Source organism: Bradyrhizobium sp. USDA 3315, assembly GCF_054056795.1.
This window is the reverse complement of sequence record NZ_JBSRYP010000001.1, coordinates 8,025,568-8,042,011: the sequence shown is the minus strand read 5'-3', so window position 1 is coordinate 8,042,011 and position 16,444 is coordinate 8,025,568. Positions and strand designations below refer to the sequence as shown.

General features: G+C 65.5%; 12 protein-coding genes. 3 read left to right on the top strand and 9 right to left on the bottom strand.

Annotated elements, in window-relative coordinates:
- The first annotated feature begins 111 nt into the window (after nt 1-111).
- From gcl to ACVIYL_RS37855, 3 genes are all read left to right on the top strand, one after another.
- Nucleotides 112-1,899 carry a glyoxylate carboligase gene (gene gcl / locus ACVIYL_RS37865; protein WP_456780927.1) on the top strand — a complete coding sequence of 596 codons (1,788 nt, stop codon included), beginning with the start codon at nt 112-114 and terminating at the stop codon, nt 1,897-1,899.
- 36 nt (nt 1,900-1,935) lie between these two features.
- Nucleotides 1,936-2,721: a hydroxypyruvate isomerase gene (hyi, locus tag ACVIYL_RS37860; protein WP_057017099.1), complete on the top strand. Its 786-nt coding sequence runs from the start codon at nt 1,936-1,938 to the stop codon at nt 2,719-2,721.
- Between the two features lie 125 nt (nt 2,722-2,846).
- Nucleotides 2,847-3,734: a 2-hydroxy-3-oxopropionate reductase gene (locus ACVIYL_RS37855; RefSeq protein WP_253609296.1), complete on the top strand. Its 888-nt coding sequence runs from the start codon at nt 2,847-2,849 to the stop codon at nt 3,732-3,734.
- A 142-nt stretch (nt 3,735-3,876) separates the two neighbouring features.
- Here the strand turns inward: ACVIYL_RS37855 and ACVIYL_RS37850 are convergent, their stop codons facing one another.
- The 9 genes from ACVIYL_RS37850 to ACVIYL_RS37810 all read right to left on the bottom strand — a co-directional run bounded on the left by ACVIYL_RS37850 (nt 3,877) and on the right by ACVIYL_RS37810 (nt 16,438).
- Nucleotides 3,877-6,237, bottom strand: a complete 2,361-nt coding sequence (locus ACVIYL_RS37850; protein ID WP_253609295.1) for a xanthine dehydrogenase family protein molybdopterin-binding subunit — start codon at nt 6,235-6,237, stop codon at nt 3,877-3,879.
- Nucleotides 6,238-6,252: 15 nt separating this feature from the next.
- The gene (locus ACVIYL_RS37845) at nt 6,253-6,711 is read right to left on the bottom strand and encodes a (2Fe-2S)-binding protein (protein WP_253609294.1); all 459 of its coding nucleotides are present in this window, start codon (nt 6,709-6,711) and stop codon (nt 6,253-6,255) included.
- A gap of 16 nt (nt 6,712-6,727) precedes the next feature.
- Nucleotides 6,728-7,615 (bottom strand): FAD binding domain-containing protein, encoded by an 888-nt coding sequence (locus ACVIYL_RS37840; RefSeq protein ID WP_253609293.1) that lies wholly within the window; start codon nt 7,613-7,615, stop codon nt 6,728-6,730.
- A complete protein-coding gene (locus tag ACVIYL_RS37835; RefSeq protein WP_253587235.1) occupies nt 7,612-8,625 on the bottom strand; it encodes an ABC transporter permease in 1,014 nt (337 codons plus the stop codon). Before ACVIYL_RS37835 ends, ACVIYL_RS37840 begins: the two co-directional genes overlap by 4 nt.
- On the bottom strand, nt 8,618-9,634 hold the full coding sequence (locus ACVIYL_RS37830) for an ABC transporter permease (RefSeq protein WP_253609292.1): 1,017 nt from the start codon (nt 9,632-9,634) through the stop codon (nt 8,618-8,620). The genes ACVIYL_RS37835 and ACVIYL_RS37830 overlap by 8 nt, the downstream gene beginning before the upstream one ends.
- Complete coding sequence (locus ACVIYL_RS37825) at nt 9,631-11,169, bottom strand: sugar ABC transporter ATP-binding protein (RefSeq protein WP_253609291.1); 1,539 nt, start codon at nt 11,167-11,169, stop codon at nt 9,631-9,633. The genes ACVIYL_RS37830 and ACVIYL_RS37825 overlap by 4 nt, the downstream gene beginning before the upstream one ends.
- Nucleotides 11,170-11,241: 72 nt before the next feature.
- Entirely contained in the window at nt 11,242-12,342 is a 1,101-nt protein-coding gene (gene torT, locus ACVIYL_RS37820) for a TMAO reductase system periplasmic protein TorT (protein ID WP_057017107.1), read from the bottom strand.
- Between the two features lie 103 nt (nt 12,343-12,445).
- A complete protein-coding gene (locus ACVIYL_RS37815; protein ID WP_253609290.1) occupies nt 12,446-14,407 on the bottom strand; it encodes a hydantoinase B/oxoprolinase family protein in 1,962 nt (653 codons plus the stop codon).
- Between the two features lie 3 nt (nt 14,408-14,410).
- On the bottom strand, nt 14,411-16,438 hold the full coding sequence (locus tag ACVIYL_RS37810) for a hydantoinase/oxoprolinase family protein (RefSeq protein WP_456780926.1): 2,028 nt from the start codon (nt 16,436-16,438) through the stop codon (nt 14,411-14,413).
- Nucleotides 16,439-16,444: the final 6 nt, after the last annotated feature.

The following is a 16,444-nucleotide window of genomic DNA, read 5'->3' as shown; positions in this document are numbered from 1 at the left end:
AAATCGCGAGCGTTGCCACAGCGCGGAAATTCCAATCGATTGCGTTGAGATCGATGCTCGCGGGCCCGATGATCCTGCTCAGGCCAACTCATAGCGAAGCGGGATCATCACATGAAGATGCGAGCAGTCGATGCAGCAGTGCGCATTCTCCAACGCGAAGGGATCGCGTGCGCATTCGGCGTTCCCGGCGCGGCGATCAATCCGCTTTACTCCGCACTGAAGCGCAACGGCTCGATCCAGCATATTCTGGCGCGGCACGTCGAAGGCGCCTCGCATATGGCGGAAGGCTATACCAGGGCGAAGGCGGGCAATATCGGCGTCTGCATCGGCACATCGGGTCCCGCCGGCACCGATATGATCACCGGCCTCTACTCGGCGATCGCTGATTCCATTCCGATCCTCTGCATCACCGGTCAAGCGCCGCGGGCGCGGCTCTACAAGGAGGACTTCCAGGCCGTCGACATCGAGGCGATCGCAAAGCCGGTGACGAAATGGGCCGTCACCGTGCGCGAGCCGGCGCTGGTGCCGCGCGTGTTCAGCCAGGCTTTCCATGTCATGCGGTCGGGGCGGCCGGGACCGGTGCTGATCGACCTTCCGCTCGACGTGCAACTGGCCGAGATCGAGTTCGACGACGAGACCTATTCACCGCTGCCGGTCTACAAGCCGACGGCGACGCGCAAGCAGATCGAGAAGGCGCTCGAGATGCTGAACGCCGCGGAGCGGCCGCTGATTGTGGCCGGAGGCGGCGTCATCAACGCCGATGCATCCGAGCTGCTGGTCGCCTTCGCCGAAGCGGTCAACGTTCCGGTCGTCCCGACGCTGATGGCATGGGGCGCTATTCCTGACGATCATGCGCTGATGGCAGGCATGGTCGGCTTGCAGACCAGCCATCGCTACGCCAACGCCACGATGCTCGAATCCGATTTCGTGCTCGGCATCGGAAATCGCTGGGCCAACCGGCATACCGGCTCGATCGAGACCTACACGAAGGGCCGCAAATTCGTGCATGTCGACATCGAGCCTACGCAGATCGGGCGGGTCTTCAATCCGGACCTCGGTATCGTCTCCGACGCCAAGGCTGCGCTGGAAATGTTCGTGAGCGTTGCCCGGGAGTGGCGGAAGTCCGGGAGGCTGCGCGATCGGCAGGCCTGGCCCGCCGCCTGTCGCGACCGCAAGCGTTCGATGCTGCGCAAGAGCCACTTCGACAACATCCCGATCAAGCCCCAGCGCGTCTACGAGGAAATGAACAAAGCCTTCGGCCGCGACACCTGCTACGTGACCGTGATCGGATTGTCGCAGATCGCTGGGGCCCAGTTCCTCAACGTCTACAATCCGCGCAACTGGATCAATGCTGGCCAAGCCGGTCCGCTCGGCTGGACACTGCCGGCCGCGCTTGGTGTGCGTGCCGCCGATCCCGACCGCGACATCGTCGCGCTGTCGGGTGACTACGACTTCCAGTTCCTGATCGAGGAGCTCGCGGTCGGGGCGCAGTTCAATCTGCCCTACATCCACGTCGTCGTGAACAATTCATATCTCGGCCTGATCCGGCAGGCGCAGCGCGGCTTCGACATGGACTATCACGTCCAGCTTTCGTTCGAGAACATCAACGCGCCCGAGATCGGCGTTTACGGCGTCGACCACGTGACCGTCGCGGAGGGGTTGGGCTGCAAGGCGATCCGGGTCACCGATCCGAATGACGCGCAGGCGGCGTTCGCGACCGCACGCGAGCTGATGACGAAGCATCGCGTGCCCGTGGTGGTGGAGTTCATTCTCGAGCGAGTCACCAATATCGCCATGGGAACGGAGATCGACAACATCGTCGAGTTCGAGGAGGTGCTCGATCTTCCGCTCGATGACGTGCCGAGTGCGTCACGATCCGGCACGCTGTTGCCGGCCTGACCACATCTTTCAGCGCTTCAAGCGGAGATACGACCCGTGCCTCAATTTGCCGCCAATCTCACCATGCTCTTCAACGAGCTGCCGTTCCTCGATCGGTTCGCGGCCGCCAAGGCGGCCGGCTTCAACGCAGTCGAGTATCTTTTTCCTTATGACTTCGAAAAGGGCGCGTTGCGGGAGGAATTGGCGCGCTGTGGGCTGACCCAGGTGCTGCACAATCTTCCAGCCGGCAACTGGGCCGCCGGTGAGCGTGGCATTGCCATCCTGCGCAATCGGGTCGACGAATTTCGCGACGGCGTGGTGCGCGCGATCGACTACGCAAAGGCGCTGGATTGCCGGCAGCTGAACTGCCTGGTCGGCATCGCTCCAGCCGATACGGATAGGGCAGACCTGCAGGAAGTCCTCGTGTCCAACCTGCGCTTCGCCGCAGGCGCGCTCGCCCAGCATGGCATCAAGCTCCTGGTCGAACCGATCAACACGCTCGATATTCCCGGCTTCTTCCTGAGCCGTACGGAACAGGCGGTGCAGCTCATTTCCGAGGTTGGCTCATCCAATCTGTTCATCCAGTACGACATCTATCACATGCAGATCATGGAAGGTGATATCGCGCGGACCCTGCAGAAGCATCTCGGCCGCATCGCGCATGTCCAGCTCGCCGACAATCCGGGCCGTTATGAACCGGGAACCGGCGAAATCAACTACTCCTATCTGTTCAAGCATCTCGACAGCATCGGGTATCGGGGCTGGATCGGGTGCGAATACAAGCCGCGGACGACCACGCTCGAGAGCCTGGGCTGGCACGCCGCACAGACTTTCGTGACCTAGAGCCTGTTCCGTTCCGATTGAATCGGGACGGAGCTCTGGAATTTTATTTAACGCGGTTTCTTCACGCGAGCCGAGAGTCGCTCGCCGGAAAAACGCCTTCATCCGGCTGACAGGGAGCAACGACAATGAAAGACATCGGATTCATCGGACTTGGCACCATGGGACGTCCGATGGCCAGCCACCTCCTGGCTGCCGGCTATCGCCTGTTCCTGCACGACGTCGTACCTGTTGCGCCTGAGTTGATCGCGGCCGGCGGCATCGCTTGCGAGTCCGCCAAGCAGGTGGCGCAGGAGGCGGACGCCGTGATCGTCATGGTACCGGACACTCCGCATGTCGAAGCCGTGCTGTTCGGTCAAGGCGGCGTCGCGGAGGGTATCTCCAAAGGCATGATCGTGACGGATATGAGCTCGATCTCTCCGCTGGCGACGAAGGAGTTTGCACGCTGGATCGATGCGCTCGGAGCTGACTATCTCGACGCGCCGGTCTCCGGCGGTGAAGTTGGCGCAAAGGCGGCCAGCCTGACCATCATGGTTGGCGGGCGGGAGCGGGCGTTCAATGCGATGAAGCCCCTGTTTGAAACGATGGGGAAGAATGTCACGCATGTCGGCGGCAATGGCGACGGCCAGACCACCAAGGTTGCGAACCAGATCATCGTGGCGCTGACCATCGAGGCGGTGAGCGAGGCGTTGCTGTTCGCCTCCAAGGCCGGGGCCGACCCCGCATTGGTGCGCCAGGCGTTGATGGGCGGCTTCGCGTCGTCCCGGATCCTCGAAGTGCACGGCGATCGCATGCTGAAGCGCAATTTCGATCCGGGCTTCCGCATTGAGCTGCATCAGAAGGATCTCAACCTCGCGCTGGAAGGTGCGCGCGCGCTCGGCTTGTCGCTGCCAGGCACTGCCGCAGCCCAGCAGCTGTTCAACGCCTGTACCGCCCTCGGCGGCAAAAGCTGGGACCATTCCGCTATTCTGAGAGCGCTGGAGGTCATGGCAGGCCACGAGGTCGCGGCTGCCTGAGCTCCATGGAAGGGAATGGACGAAAATGTCGTGGGCTTGGTCGGCGCGGAGACGGCAGCGCTTACCCGCCACGAATCAGGCGCCTGGTGCCCAAGTCGGTCGCTCAGCGTTCGGATTGTTTGCTGGGCATTCTCTGATGTTCCTAGGGCCACTGGTGAGGACGAACAAGGTTGTCTGCCCACACCTCGGCGATGTGAGACAGCGCCAGACCCGGCTTGCGCTCGAGCAGAAGCTCGAGCACGCGCGGCGGCGTCAGGGGTAATTCCTGCACCCGCTTTCCTGTCGCGTTGGCAATGGCGCATGCGACGGTGGCGCCGACATTGAGGATCGGCACCTCGCCGGCGCCCTTGGTGCCGAGCGGCCCCACCGACGCCGCGCCCTCATAGAGGCTGATCTCCACCGGTACGACGTCGAGCGCAAGCGGTACGCGGTAAGTCTCAAAGCCGCTTTGACTGACACGGCCATTGCTGCCGATCGTCACCTCCTCGTGCAGGGCGTAGCCCAGGCCCTGCACGACGCCGCCCTGGATCTGGCCGTGGATTGCGCGTGGATTCAGCGCACGGCCGACGTCCTGGACCACGCGATAGCTTAGCACCTCGACATGCCCGGTCTCCGGATCGACGGCGACCTCGCAGTCGTGGACGGCGAAGACGGGGATGTCGATCGCGTCGATGAAATGACCGGCAACGCAACCGGGCATCGCCGGCACGCCGGCGCCGGTGAAGGCGCCGGTGCCGGCGACCGGTCCGCCCAGCGCTTGAGCGCGGGTCGCGACCTCCGCGACGGTGCGGCCGGAGCCCGGCGCGCCCGCGATCTCGATCCGACCATCGCGCATGACGAGATCGCCGGGCGCGGCTTCGATCATCTCGGAGGCGATCCTCAAAAGCTTCGTGCGGACCTCCTGTGCCGCCGACAGGCTGGCGGCGCCGAGCGAGACGGTGGTGCGGCCGCCACCGACGCCGACATCATAACCGGCCGCATCGGTATCGGCGGCGCGGACGATCACTTGCTCGGGCGCGATGCCGAGCGTGCTGGCAACGATCTGCGGCAGGCTCTGCATCATCGAGCCGGATCCGATCTCGACACCCGACGTGACCAGGGTCGCCGTGCCGTCGGCATTCATGTTCACCGTCGCGGCCGATGGGCCGACGAAGACGAACCAGGTGCCGACGGTGGTCGCGCGTCCAAGGAGCTTGCCGTCGGTGCGCGCCGGCAGCGGCGCTGCCGCGTCGCGCAACGTATCCATCCGGTCGAGCATTGGGCCGAGCACATCGCCTTCGAATACCTGGCCGGTGGCGCCGAGATCCTTGTCGCCGAGCACGTTGCGGCGCCGGAAAGCAAGCGGATTCATTCCGATCCGCGCTGCGATCTCGTCGGTGTGCCGCTCGAGCGCGAAGGTGTTGTAGACGCCGTTGCAGCAGCGGAACGCACCGTTCGGCGCCGTGTTGGTGTAGACCGCGCGTGAGACCATGCGCACGCTGCCGAGCCTGTAGTTTCCGCCGAGCGTGTGTGCGGTCATGGTGGTCAGGAAGATCTGTTCGCCGCCATAGGCGCCGCAGTCCATCAGCACGACCGCCTCGCGGCCCACGATTTCTCCGTCGCGCGTCACCGCCGAGCGGATGCGAATATCGGCGTTCTCGCGGAACAGGCAGGTCAGCATCTCGTCCTCGCGGGAATTGACGAGGCGAACCGGCCGGCCGCTGGCGCGGGCGAGGAGGGCGGCGAAGGGCTCAACCGCCAGATCGAATTTGAGACCGAAGCCGCCGCCGACCGGCGGCACAGTGACGCGCACTTGCGATGCCGGCACGCCCAACGCGCGCGCGGTTGCATTGCGGACGCTCCAGGGAACCTGCGTCGACGTCTCGATATGGAAGCGGCCGTCCTCGTAGCTTGCGACGACCGCACGCGGCTCGAAGGCCACGTGGTTCTGCCGGCCGACGCGATAGAAACTTTCGACGATCTCGACGTCAGGCCGCGCAAAGGCGGCGTCGACGTCGCCGCGAACGACGGTCGCCTCCCAGGCGACATTGCCCGCACGCGCGCCGCCTTCGACCAGGACCTCATAGCCGCGCCAGTCCGGATGAACCAGCCGCGCATCTGGTGCCAGCGCCTGCGCCATGGTCAGCACCGCGGGGAGTTGCTCGATCTCCACGTCGATCGCCGCAAGCGCAGCCTGCGCCTGCGCCAACGTGACAGCTGCGACCGCGGCAAGCGGTTCGCCGTCGTAGCGAATGACATCGCGGGCGAACAGCGGGTGATCGGCGATGCCGATTCCGATCATGCCGGGCGCGTCTTCTGCCGTCACGATCGCACGTACCCCCGGCATGCGGGCAGCCCTCGACGTGTCGAGACGAATGATCCGCCCCGAGGGCACGCCGGCGCGCAGCACCGCGGCGTGCAGCATGCCCGGCAGATATCGATCGATGGTGTAGCGCGTGCGGCCACGCAGCTTGTCGGCGGCGTCCCGCCGGCGCAGATCCATCGTCGCGGAAACGTCGGACATGCTTGCGCCTCCCGATTATGCCGTGACCAAGGCGAGCAGCGTCGCCTCGACGATGCGTTCGTATCCCGTGCAGCGGCAGATGTTCCCGGTCAGTGCCGCCCGGATATCGTCACGGGTGGCGTCGGGCCGGGTCGTCAAGAGATGCGTCAGGCTCACCACCATGCCGGGAAAGCACATGCCGCATTGGACGGCATCACTGGCCTCGAGGGCCGCCTGGACGCGGTTCAGTTCGCCGTGAGGCGCAAGGCCTTCGACGGTGCGGATCTCGCGGCCATCGGCCAGCGCGGCGGGCAGCAGGCACGATGGCGTCGGCTCGCCGTCGACCAGCACCATGCAGGCACCGCAAAAGCCTTCGCGACAGACCGGTTTCGCGCCGGTCAGATGCATCTCCTCACGCAGAATGTCGATCAGCGGAGTGGCGGGATCGGCCGCGGAAGAAAGATGATCGCCGTTTACGGTCAGCTTGAATCCCATGTCGATCCCCTCCAGTTCAGGAGCCAAGCGCTGCGATCGCAGCGCGGCGGACGAGACCGGGTAGCACGCTGACCCGATACCAGGCAGGGGCATCGACGCTGTCGCGGCCGACGAAGTCGTCCGCCAACGCGGCCGCACTCTGCGCTGCCTCCGCCGCATCGAGCAGGCGTCCGATCAGCGCTGCCTCGAGCCGCTCCCAGCGGCGCGCCACCGGCTCGACTGAACCGACCGCGACGCGCGCCGCCTGGACACGGCCCGCTGCATCGATGCTGACCGACAGGCTGACGATGGCGACCGGGTAGTCACCCGATTTACGCAGCGGCAGGCGGGCATGGGCGCTTCTGCGCGCCGACCGCGGCAAGATGATCCGCGTCACCAGATGACCGGGGGGAAGGGACGATCGGATCTTCAGGAAATGCGCCAGGCCGATGCGCTCGCGGCCGTCGCGGGCCGACATTTCAACTTGGGCATCGAGGCAGAGCAGCGCCGGCACGCAATCCGCGGCGGCGAATTCCGACGTCGCAAGGTTGCCGCCGATCGTCGCCATCGCGCGGATCGCGGGATTGGCGGAGCGGCCGGCGGCGTCGACCAGGACCGCGAATTCCGCATGATGGGCCAGGGCCGCCGCGAGTGCCGCATGCGTAACCGCCGCGCCGATCTCGATTGCATCGCTGTCGATACGAACCGCGGTCAGCTCGGCGATCTTGCCGATCGCGACATAGTGCGGCTTCAACCGCTCGTGGCGGATCGGTGACCGCATGATCCATGTGCCACCGGCAAAGGCAGCGCCGGCTGTGCCGAATTCGCTCAGTGCGTCGAGTGCGGAAGCGAGCGAGGGCGCAACGTAGATCGAGGCAGGTGCAGTCTCGCCCGCGACGCTCTGCATGGGAGAACCCGTCGTCATTGGCGTCGCTCCAGTCGCAGGCGATCGAGCAGAACGCCGACGATGACGATCGCGCCGAGCACGACCATCTGGACGTACCCGTCGATCCGGGTGAGGTTCATGCCGTTGGACAGAATGGTGATGAACAGGGCGCCGAGCACCGCGGTGCCGACCCCACCGCGCCCGCCTGCCAGGCTTGTTCCGCCGACCACGGCGCCGGCAATCGCCTGCAGTGAAAGCGCTCCGCCGAGGTTCGGCTCGCCCGATCCGGTCCGCGCCGTCATCATGATCGCGCCGAGCGCCGCAAGCCCGGAGCACAGCACATAGGTCGCGATCAGGGTGCGCTTGACCGGCAGGCCGGCGACCGCCGCTGCGCGCGGGTTGGTGCCGATGAGGTAAAGCGAACGGCCGAACACGGTCCGCGTCAGGGTCCAATGGAGCACGGCGCCGACCCCGACCGTGATCGCGATGGCCGCCGGAATTCCGAAGACGCTGCCGCCGTAGAAGATCTGCGAGAACGGCGCCGGCACGCCTTGCACGGGCCGTCCGGACGACAGTGTGGTCGCAATCCCGATCGCGATATTGTAGCTGCCGAGCGTTGCGACGAAGGGGTTGACCCCGAGCAGCGCAATAACCACGCCGTTGAAGAGCCCGCACGCGGTGCCGAGCACGAAGCCGGCAGCGAGCCCGGCGAGCAGCACGGCGCCTGTACCATGGCCCGACGCCGTCGCGCCGGCCATCGCCAGCGCGGTGCCGACGCTCACCATCGATACGGTCGGGCCGAGTGCGAGGTCGAAGCCGCGCGTCAGGATCACCACGGTCTGGGCCATCGCGAACAGGGCCAGATAGCTGCTCTGTTGCGCGATGTTGAGCAGGTTGGCCGGCGACAACACGCCGCGGTCGACCGTGGCGAAGCCGAGCAACAGGGCCACCAATGCGACCGGCAGCACTGCGCTCCAGAGCCAGCGACCCGGCGCCAATTTCGGGCGATCCGCGTTCTTGGCGGCGACGGACAATTCGAGGTCAGACACGAGCCTTGCTCCGTCGGCTGAGTTCGTCCAGCGCCACGGCCGCGACCATGATGACGCCGAGAAAGACCGGCTGCAGCCGGGAGTCGACGTGCAGGAGGTTGAGCGCATTGCCCAGGATGGTCAGGAACAGGGCGCTGATGGCGACGATTTCGATGCGCCCGACGCCGCCGCGCAAGCTCACGCCGCCGATCACGGCGGCTGCGATCGATTGCAGCATCATCCGGTCGCCGCCGAAGCTGGCCTGGCCGGAGCCGACCTGCGCGGTCAGCAGGATGCCCGTCAATGCCGCGAGCATGCTCGAGACAACGTAGGTGCCGACGACGTGGCGCTGGATCGATACGCCCGAAACGATGGCCGCATCGACATTGCCGCCGATCGCGTAGATGTAACGGCCGAACAGCGTGCGCCGCTGCGCAAACACCATCACGATGATGATGACCAGCGCGACGTGGACGGCGGTCGGCAGGCCGAGCGCCTGGGCGCGCCCAAAGCCCTTCACGAAGATATCGGGCATGCCGTAAACCGGGATTCCGTTAGTGATCATCAGGCCGACGCCCGCAGTCGCCGACATCGTGCCCAGGGTCACCACAAAGCCGGATACCTTGAGCTTCGCCACGCAGAAGCCGTTGACGAGCCCGACTACGGCCCCGGAGCCGAGTCCGGCCGCCATCCCGCTGGCAATGATGAGGGCGTTGTTGCCGGGAAACGCGGTGGCTGCGGCGGCCATGGTCTTGGCGGTGACGACGCTCGCGAGCGCCACGACGGCGCCGACCGAAAGATCGAAGCCACCCGCGATGATGACCAGCGCCTGACCGCAGGCGACGATCGCGAGCAGCGACGCGTTGCGCAGGATGTTGAGGATGTTGATGATGCCGTAGAACTGCGGATCGATCGCCGACATGCCGGCGACGAGCAAGACCAGCAGGGCCGGCAGGAACCCGACACGGCCTGCGATCGATCGCAGGCCGATCGCGCCTTGCGGGTTTGCGGTGACCAGCGCGGTGTTCACGCGACCTCCGCGGCGAGATGGTCGCGGAAGAAGCTCGACAGCACGTTCTGCTCGGTCTTCTCGGCGCCCCTCAGCTCGGCGGCGACGCGGCCGTGATGCATGACGTAGAGCCGGTTCGACAGCGCCAGAACCTCCGGCAATTCCGACGACACCACGATCACGGCGGCGTCGGCCTCGACCAGGCGCTTCATGAACTGGTAGACCTCGAGCTTGGCGCCGACGTCGATCCCGACGCTCGGCTCGTCGAACAGGAACACGGTCAGCTCACGCGTGAGCGCGCGTGCCAGCATCACTTTTTGACGGTTGCCGCCGGACAGCGCGCCGGCGCTCCGTTCGATGTTCGGCGGCCTCAGTTGCAACCGCTCCATGATGTCCGCGATCGTGGCGCGTTCGGCGGCTTGCCGCAGCACGCCGAAGCGCGCGAACGCGGGCAGGTCGAGCACCGTCATGGATGCGTTCTCGCGGATCGGACGGGACAGCGCGAGCCCTTCGGCAACCCGATTGGCAGGAAAATAGGCGATGCCGCGCTTGAGGCTTTGCCTCGGGGTCGGGAATTCGTAAGGCAGACCGTCGATCCGGATCACGCCTGATGCCGCGGGCTCGATGCCGTAGACCGCGCGGATCAGCTCCGATTTGCCGCAGCCGACGAGACCGGCGATGCCGGTGATCTCGCCGGCGCGGGCATGGAAATTCACCTCCTGAACGCTGCCGTCCGCGAGCGTCAGGTTTTCGATGTCGACCATCACCTTGTCAGGTCGGTGGGCGATGGCCGGGAACAGCAGGTCGATCCTGCGGCCGGTCATCAGCTCCACCAGCTCGCCGTCGGTCGAGCCGGCGGCGTCGAGGGTCTGGATGTGGCGGCCGTCGCGCAGCACCGTCACACGGTCGGCAAGGGCGCGGATTTCGCGCATGCGATGCGAGACATAGATCAGCCCGACATTCTGGCTCTTCAGACGCGCGATCAGCTCGAACAGCCGTCCGGTCTCGCGCTCGGTCAACGAGGCGGTCGGCTCGTCAAGGATCAAAAGACGGACGCGGCCGAGCAGGGCCTTGGCGATTTCGGCCATCTGCTGGTGCGCGCGGGAAAGGTCGTCGATCCGCTGCGCCGGATCGAGATCGAAGCCGAGCTCGTCGATCAGCGCTCTGGCGCGCTTGCGCATCTCGCGCGAGCGCAGCACGCCGCCATGGGTGACCTCGCGGCCGAGGAACAGGTTCTCTTCCACCGTGAGGCTCGGGATCAGCGAGAACTCCTGAAAGACCGGGCTGATGCCGATCGTGCGGGCCCGCTGCGGCGTGAGATGATGGATCTCCTCGTCGCCAAAATGGAACGTGCCCTCGTCCGGCGGAAACGTTCCCGAGACGACATTGATCAGGGTCGATTTGCCGGCACCGTTCTCGCCGAACAGGACATGAAGCTCGCCGGCACGAACGTCGAGGTCGACCCGGTCGAGCGCGCGAACGCCGGTGAAGCGCTTTGATATCCCCCGCAATCGAAGCAGAGGCTCGGCAGGCTTCGGGTCAATCTCGACATCCATCCGCGTCTCCGTTGGGCCGTGAGCAAGACGGGTGGGAGCAGGTGCTCCCACCCGGCATCATTCGCGAGCGGCTTACTTGGCCTTGACCGAATAGACCGGTGTCCAACTCGCCGGAGCCAGCACGAGGTCCATCTGCAATTTCGGTACGGTGGTCTTGTCGATGACAGCGGCGATCGGCTGGACAAGGCTCATGACCGGCTTCTTCTCGATGAGACGCACCGCCTGATCGATCGCGACGGCGCCTTCTCCGACCGGATACTGGGTTGCGAAGGCGAGGATGTCGCCGCGGTTGAGCGCGTCAAGCATGGCCTGGTTTTCGTAAGACGATACGATCTTCAGGTCGCTTCGGCCGGCCTCGGCAACGGCGCCGATGGCGGCTTCAGCGGTGGGGGCGGTACCCCAGATCACGTTCATGCCGGGATAGGCCTGCAAGGCGTCCTGAATGAGCTGAAGCTGCACGGCGACGCCGGAGTCGCCGAATTTCTCAGCCAGAATCTTGGCATTCGGGTTCTTGGCAACGGCCTTCTTGAAGCCTTCGTTGAACGACTCCGCCCAGCCAGAGCCGGCCGGACCGGGGAACGTCACGATGTTGAGCTTGTCGCCGGGCTTGGATTGCGCCAGCAGGCCGGCGCCGGTGACTTCGCCCATGGCGACGAAGTCGACGTAGTTGGCCGCGGGCAGCGCGTTCGGCGGAAGCGGGTTGGTGACGCCGACGACCGGCACGCCCTTGGCCTTGGCTTCCTCGAACTTCTTGCTGAGGCCTGCGCCGGAGATGGCGCCGACGATGATGGCGTCCGGCCCGCTCGCCATGCAGTCATCGAATTGCGACAGCTGTTTCGGCAGGTTCTCGTAACCTCCGGCCTCGTAGAGGTTCATGTTGACGTTCATCGCCTCGGCCTGTTTGACGATGCCATAGGCGACGGCGACCCAGAAACTGTCCTTCATGTGCGGAAACAGCACGCAGAGCCTGTAGGGCTTCTCGGCCTTCGGCAGCGGCGTGTACTCGGCCGGCTTCGGTGTGCCGGACGACGCGTCGTAGACCTTCATCGGAAACCACGGCGTCTCGGCCGCAGCCGGCGCGACCGCAGCGGCAAGGGCGAGGCCTGCGGCAAGGCCGAGTGCGGGGCGGATTGGCCAAACTCGATTGGGGGAAAGGCACGTCGTACTCGTCATAGCACAATCCTCATGGCTCGAATGAAAGTGGAGGGGCGGTGTCGGATCCAGTTTTTCGTGAACGCTCTGTGCGGTCTGCCGACGTCGCGGCCGGCGATGGCATTCAGCCTGCTTTCCACGTTGCGACCGAGCGCCGCTCAAACACCTCGCGGAACTGGCGCGTGGATTCGGGAAGCAAGGCACCGGTGCCCCAATCGAGGATCACCGCGTGCTTGCGGATCGCGTCGAGCGCGTCGATTGCCCCGCTGCGATAGCGTTGCGCCACCAACTCCGGATCGAGCCGGACATTGGCGACACGCTCGGAGCGGATCTTCGCACGGAGCGCCTCGGTCGCGACCTTGTCGACCTCGTAGTTACAGAGCTCGGCGTCGATGGTGTGCACCACGACGCCATAGTCCTTGGCGGCACGCTCGACCGAGACATAGTCGTCCTTGATATCCTCGACGACGAGGTTCGGATCGCGCTCCAGCGGATCGCCAAATCCGCCGCCGCCGGCGGTCGGACGCGAGAAAGTGTCGCCTTCGCCGATCGGGACGTCCGAGAAGATCGAGCCGAGCCGCTCCGCGGCCGTGCTGCCGGCGCGCTTCAGGGTCAGGCCGTGCGGCATCGACGGCAGGCCGCCCTCGATGCCCCACACGATCGCGCGCTCGCGGTCGCAGATATAGGAGATCACGGTTTTCTCGGCCTGCAGCATCCGCGACGTCTTCACCACGCCGGCGCCGCCGCGCCACTTGCCGGGGCCGGGCGAGTCCTTGAGGATCTCGCATTCGGTGGTCAGGATCGGGTTGGCGCGCTCCTGGCCTTCGACCGGCTGCGACATCAAGCCGGTGCCGAAGCAGGCGGTTGTGACATTGCTGCCATCCTTGCCGTTGCGCCCGCCCCAGCCGCCGGGCAGCCAGTCATAGAACATGAAGATCGGCTTGTCGGAGCTGCGGGCATCGAGCCCGCCGGTGAGCAGATATTCGAGATTGAACGCGCAAGCAAGCGCGCGCTCCGGCATCAGCTTCGACCACATTTCGTAGATCGAGTTCATGATCTTCTCGAACGGCATCAGAAAGCCGGTGACCGCGATCGGCCATTTGGCGTCGACGATCGATCCTTCGGGGGCGATGATCTCGAAGCAGCGGTAGAAACCGGAATTGAGTGGCAGGTCGGGGAAGAAAGTCTTCATGCCGGCGGCGACGGCAGAGAAGGTTGCACCGAACGCCGAATTGTAGATCGAGCCGATGGTTGGATGGCTGCCGGTGAAGTCGTAGATTGCGCGATCGCCCTTGATCGTCATCTTGATGCGGATCGGGATCATGCCTTCGCCGCCGGCCGGATCGCGGTCGATGAAGTCGACGGTTTCCCATTCGCCGTCGGGGAGCGCCGCGATGCGCTGGCGCGCCGAACGCTCCACATAGTCCTGGACGGCGGCAAGCCCGGTCTCGACCGTATCACGGCCATATTTGCCGACCAGGCGCAGGATCTCGCGTTCGCAGACGGCGGTGGCTTCGGCCTGTGCCTGGATGTCGCCGATGATCGAGGCCGGGTCGCGCGTGTTCGAGGCGATCAGATGCGCGACGTCCTTGCGCAGGCCATTTTTGTCGAACAGGCGGACCGGCGTGATGCGTAGGCCCTCGCGGAACATCTCCCGGGCGGCGACGTCGAACGATCCCGGCACGCTGCCGCCGACGTCCGACCAGTGTCCGTTGGACTGGCTGAAGGCAATGATCCTGCCGTCGGCGAAGATCGGACGGATCAGGCGGACATCGGAGAAGTGCGTGCCGCCGGCATAGGGATCGTTGATGGCGAAAACGTCGCCCTCATGTATGTCGCCTTCGAAATGGCGCATGACATCCTTGCACGTGAAATGCAGCGTGCCGACGTGGACGGCGATATCCTGGTTGCCCTGCGCCGCGCATTCGCCGTTGGCGTCATGCAGCGCGCTCGAGAAATCGCGATTGTAGATGACGAAGGAGTAGCACGTCCTCAGGACCTGCTCGCCCATCTGGTCGACGCTGGTGATGAAGGAGTTCTTCAAAACCTCGAAGGTCACGGGGTCGAGCGGGAGAGCTCCGGCCATGGTTCACTCCTTCACGCGGATGATGATGTTGAGATATCTGTCGACCTCGGCGGCGGCGCCGGGCGGAACGACCGTGGTGGCATCGACCTGCTCGATGATCGCGGGGCCTTGAAAGGAGAAGCCGCAGGGCAGGTTGTCGCGCCGATAGACGGGTGTATCGAGCCCGCTGCCCTCGAACCAGACCCTGCGGCGGCTGACCGGCTCGGGGCTAGCGCCGATCGGCTCGTGGACGGCAAACTCGGCCTTGGGGACCACGCCCACTGCCTTCAGATTGAGACGGAAGAAGCTGACCGGCGCGCTGTCGCGGCGGAAATTGTATTCGCGCTGATGCTCGGCATGGAAGCTCTGCACCAGATCGGCGATCGCGCCGATCGGCCGCGGCGCGTTGACGGCAAGCGAACGCCACTGGCCGCGATACATCATGTCGATCGAGCGCTGCAGCACGATGTCCTGCTGCGCGACGCCCTCATGGGTCAACCGTGCGAGCGCAGCCTTCTCGAGCTCGGCGAACTGTGCCTCGATCTCGGTGGCGTCGGCCTCGGCGGCGTCGACCATGCAGCTTTGCGAAAAATCGTGCTGCATGTCGACGAGCAGGCAACCGAGCGCTGAGGTCACGCCGGGATTGGGCGGTACGATCACGACGGGAATCGCCAGCTCGCGTGCGACGTCGACCCCATGCAGGGCACCGGCGCCGCCGAACGCCACCAGCGCAAAATCGCGTGGATCGTAGCCGCGACTGATCGAGATCAGCCGCACCGCATCCGACATGTTGGCGTTGGCGACCTTGACGATTGCATCCGCGGCTTCATGCAGGCCGAGGCCGAACGGCTTGGCGACGCCGCCCTCGACCGCTTGCCGTGCCAGCTCGGGATCGAGCTTGACCTTGCCACCGGCGAGATCGGTGCCAAGCCGGCCGAGCGTCACATTGGCATCGGTGTTGGTCGGCTGCGTATTGCCGTTGCCGTAGCAGGCCGGTCCCGGATAGGCGCCGGCCGATTGCGGGCCGTTGCGCAGCGAGCCGGCCGGATCGGTCCAGGCCAGCGAGCCGCCGCCGGCACCGATGGTGAGCACCTCGATCGATGCGAAGCGGATCGGATAGCCGAACTCGATGTGCCAGTCCTTGGTGATCCGCGACTGGCCCTCATAGGCGAGCGACACGTCGGTCGACGTGCCGCCCATGTCGAGGCCGATCGAATTGGGGAAACCGCAAAGACCGGCGATATGGCGGCTGGCGATGGCCCCGGCGGCGATGCCGGAGCCGGCAAGGCGTGCCGCAAAATCCTTCACGCTCGCCGGCGTCATCACGCCGCCGCCGGTGTGCAGCAGCAGAAGATCGCGGGTGTAGCCCTCGTCCGAGAGGCGTTCGCCGAGCCGGCTGGTGTAGTTGACGACGACCGGGCTCACCACGGCATTGGCGACCGTAGTCGAGAACCGCTCGTGCTCGAAGATCTCGGGAAGCACCTGCGAGGAGATCGAGACCGGAATATCGGGCATCTCGGCCAGCAGAATATCGCGCATGGCGCGCTCATTGGCGCTGTTGAGATAAGCGTTCATGAAGCACACCGCGACTGCGGCGACGCCGCGACGCTTGAGGATGCGGGCGACGCTGCGCGCGGCTTCGACGTCGAGCGGCTCGATCACTGTGCCGGCAGCATCGACGCGTTCGGGCACGGTGAGGCGGTCGCGCCGTGGCACATAGGGCCGGACCACGTCCTTGTAGGTGTCCCAGAGGTCTTCCTTGTTGGCGCGCCGGATCTCGATGACGTCGCGGAACCCCTTGGTCGTGACCACCGCGGTGCGCGGCAGGCGGCGGGTGATCAGCGCGTTGGTGGCAATCGTGGTGCCGTGCGAGAACAGCGCCACCTTGGACAGGTCGATGCCGGCCTTGGATACGCCGCCCATGATCCCTTCGATCGGATCGCGCGTGGAGGAGGTCTTCTCGATGCGCACGAGACCGGTCGTCTCGTCCATGATGCAGATGTCGGTGAAGGTGCCACCGACATCGACGGCCACACGAAGGTTCTGCGCCATGCCTCT

Bases quoted from the DNA above. Each gene is read 5' to 3' on its own strand.
- ACVIYL_RS37840 (WP_253609293.1), bottom strand. From the start codon at position 7,615: ATGACGACGGGTTCTCCCATGCAGAGCGTCGCGGGCGAGACTGCACCT.
- ACVIYL_RS37810 (WP_456780926.1), bottom strand. From the start codon at position 16,438: ATGGCGCAGAACCTTCGTGTGGCCGTCGATGTCGGTGGCACCTTCACC.
- ACVIYL_RS37855 (WP_253609296.1), top strand. From the start codon at position 2,847: ATGAAAGACATCGGATTCATCGGACTTGGCACCATGGGACGTCCGATG.
- ACVIYL_RS37845 (WP_253609294.1), bottom strand. From the start codon at position 6,711: ATGGGATTCAAGCTGACCGTAAACGGCGATCATCTTTCTTCCGCGGCC.
- ACVIYL_RS37815 (WP_253609290.1), bottom strand. From the start codon at position 14,407: ATGGCCGGAGCTCTCCCGCTCGACCCCGTGACCTTCGAGGTTTTGAAG.
- torT (WP_057017107.1), bottom strand. From the start codon at position 12,342: ATGACGAGTACGACGTGCCTTTCCCCCAATCGAGTTTGGCCAATCCGC.
- ACVIYL_RS37850 (WP_253609295.1), bottom strand. From the start codon at position 6,237: ATGTCCGACGTTTCCGCGACGATGGATCTGCGCCGGCGGGACGCCGCC.
- ACVIYL_RS37825 (WP_253609291.1), bottom strand. From the start codon at position 11,169: ATGGATGTCGAGATTGACCCGAAGCCTGCCGAGCCTCTGCTTCGATTG.
- gcl (WP_456780927.1), top strand. From the start codon at position 112: ATGAAGATGCGAGCAGTCGATGCAGCAGTGCGCATTCTCCAACGCGAA.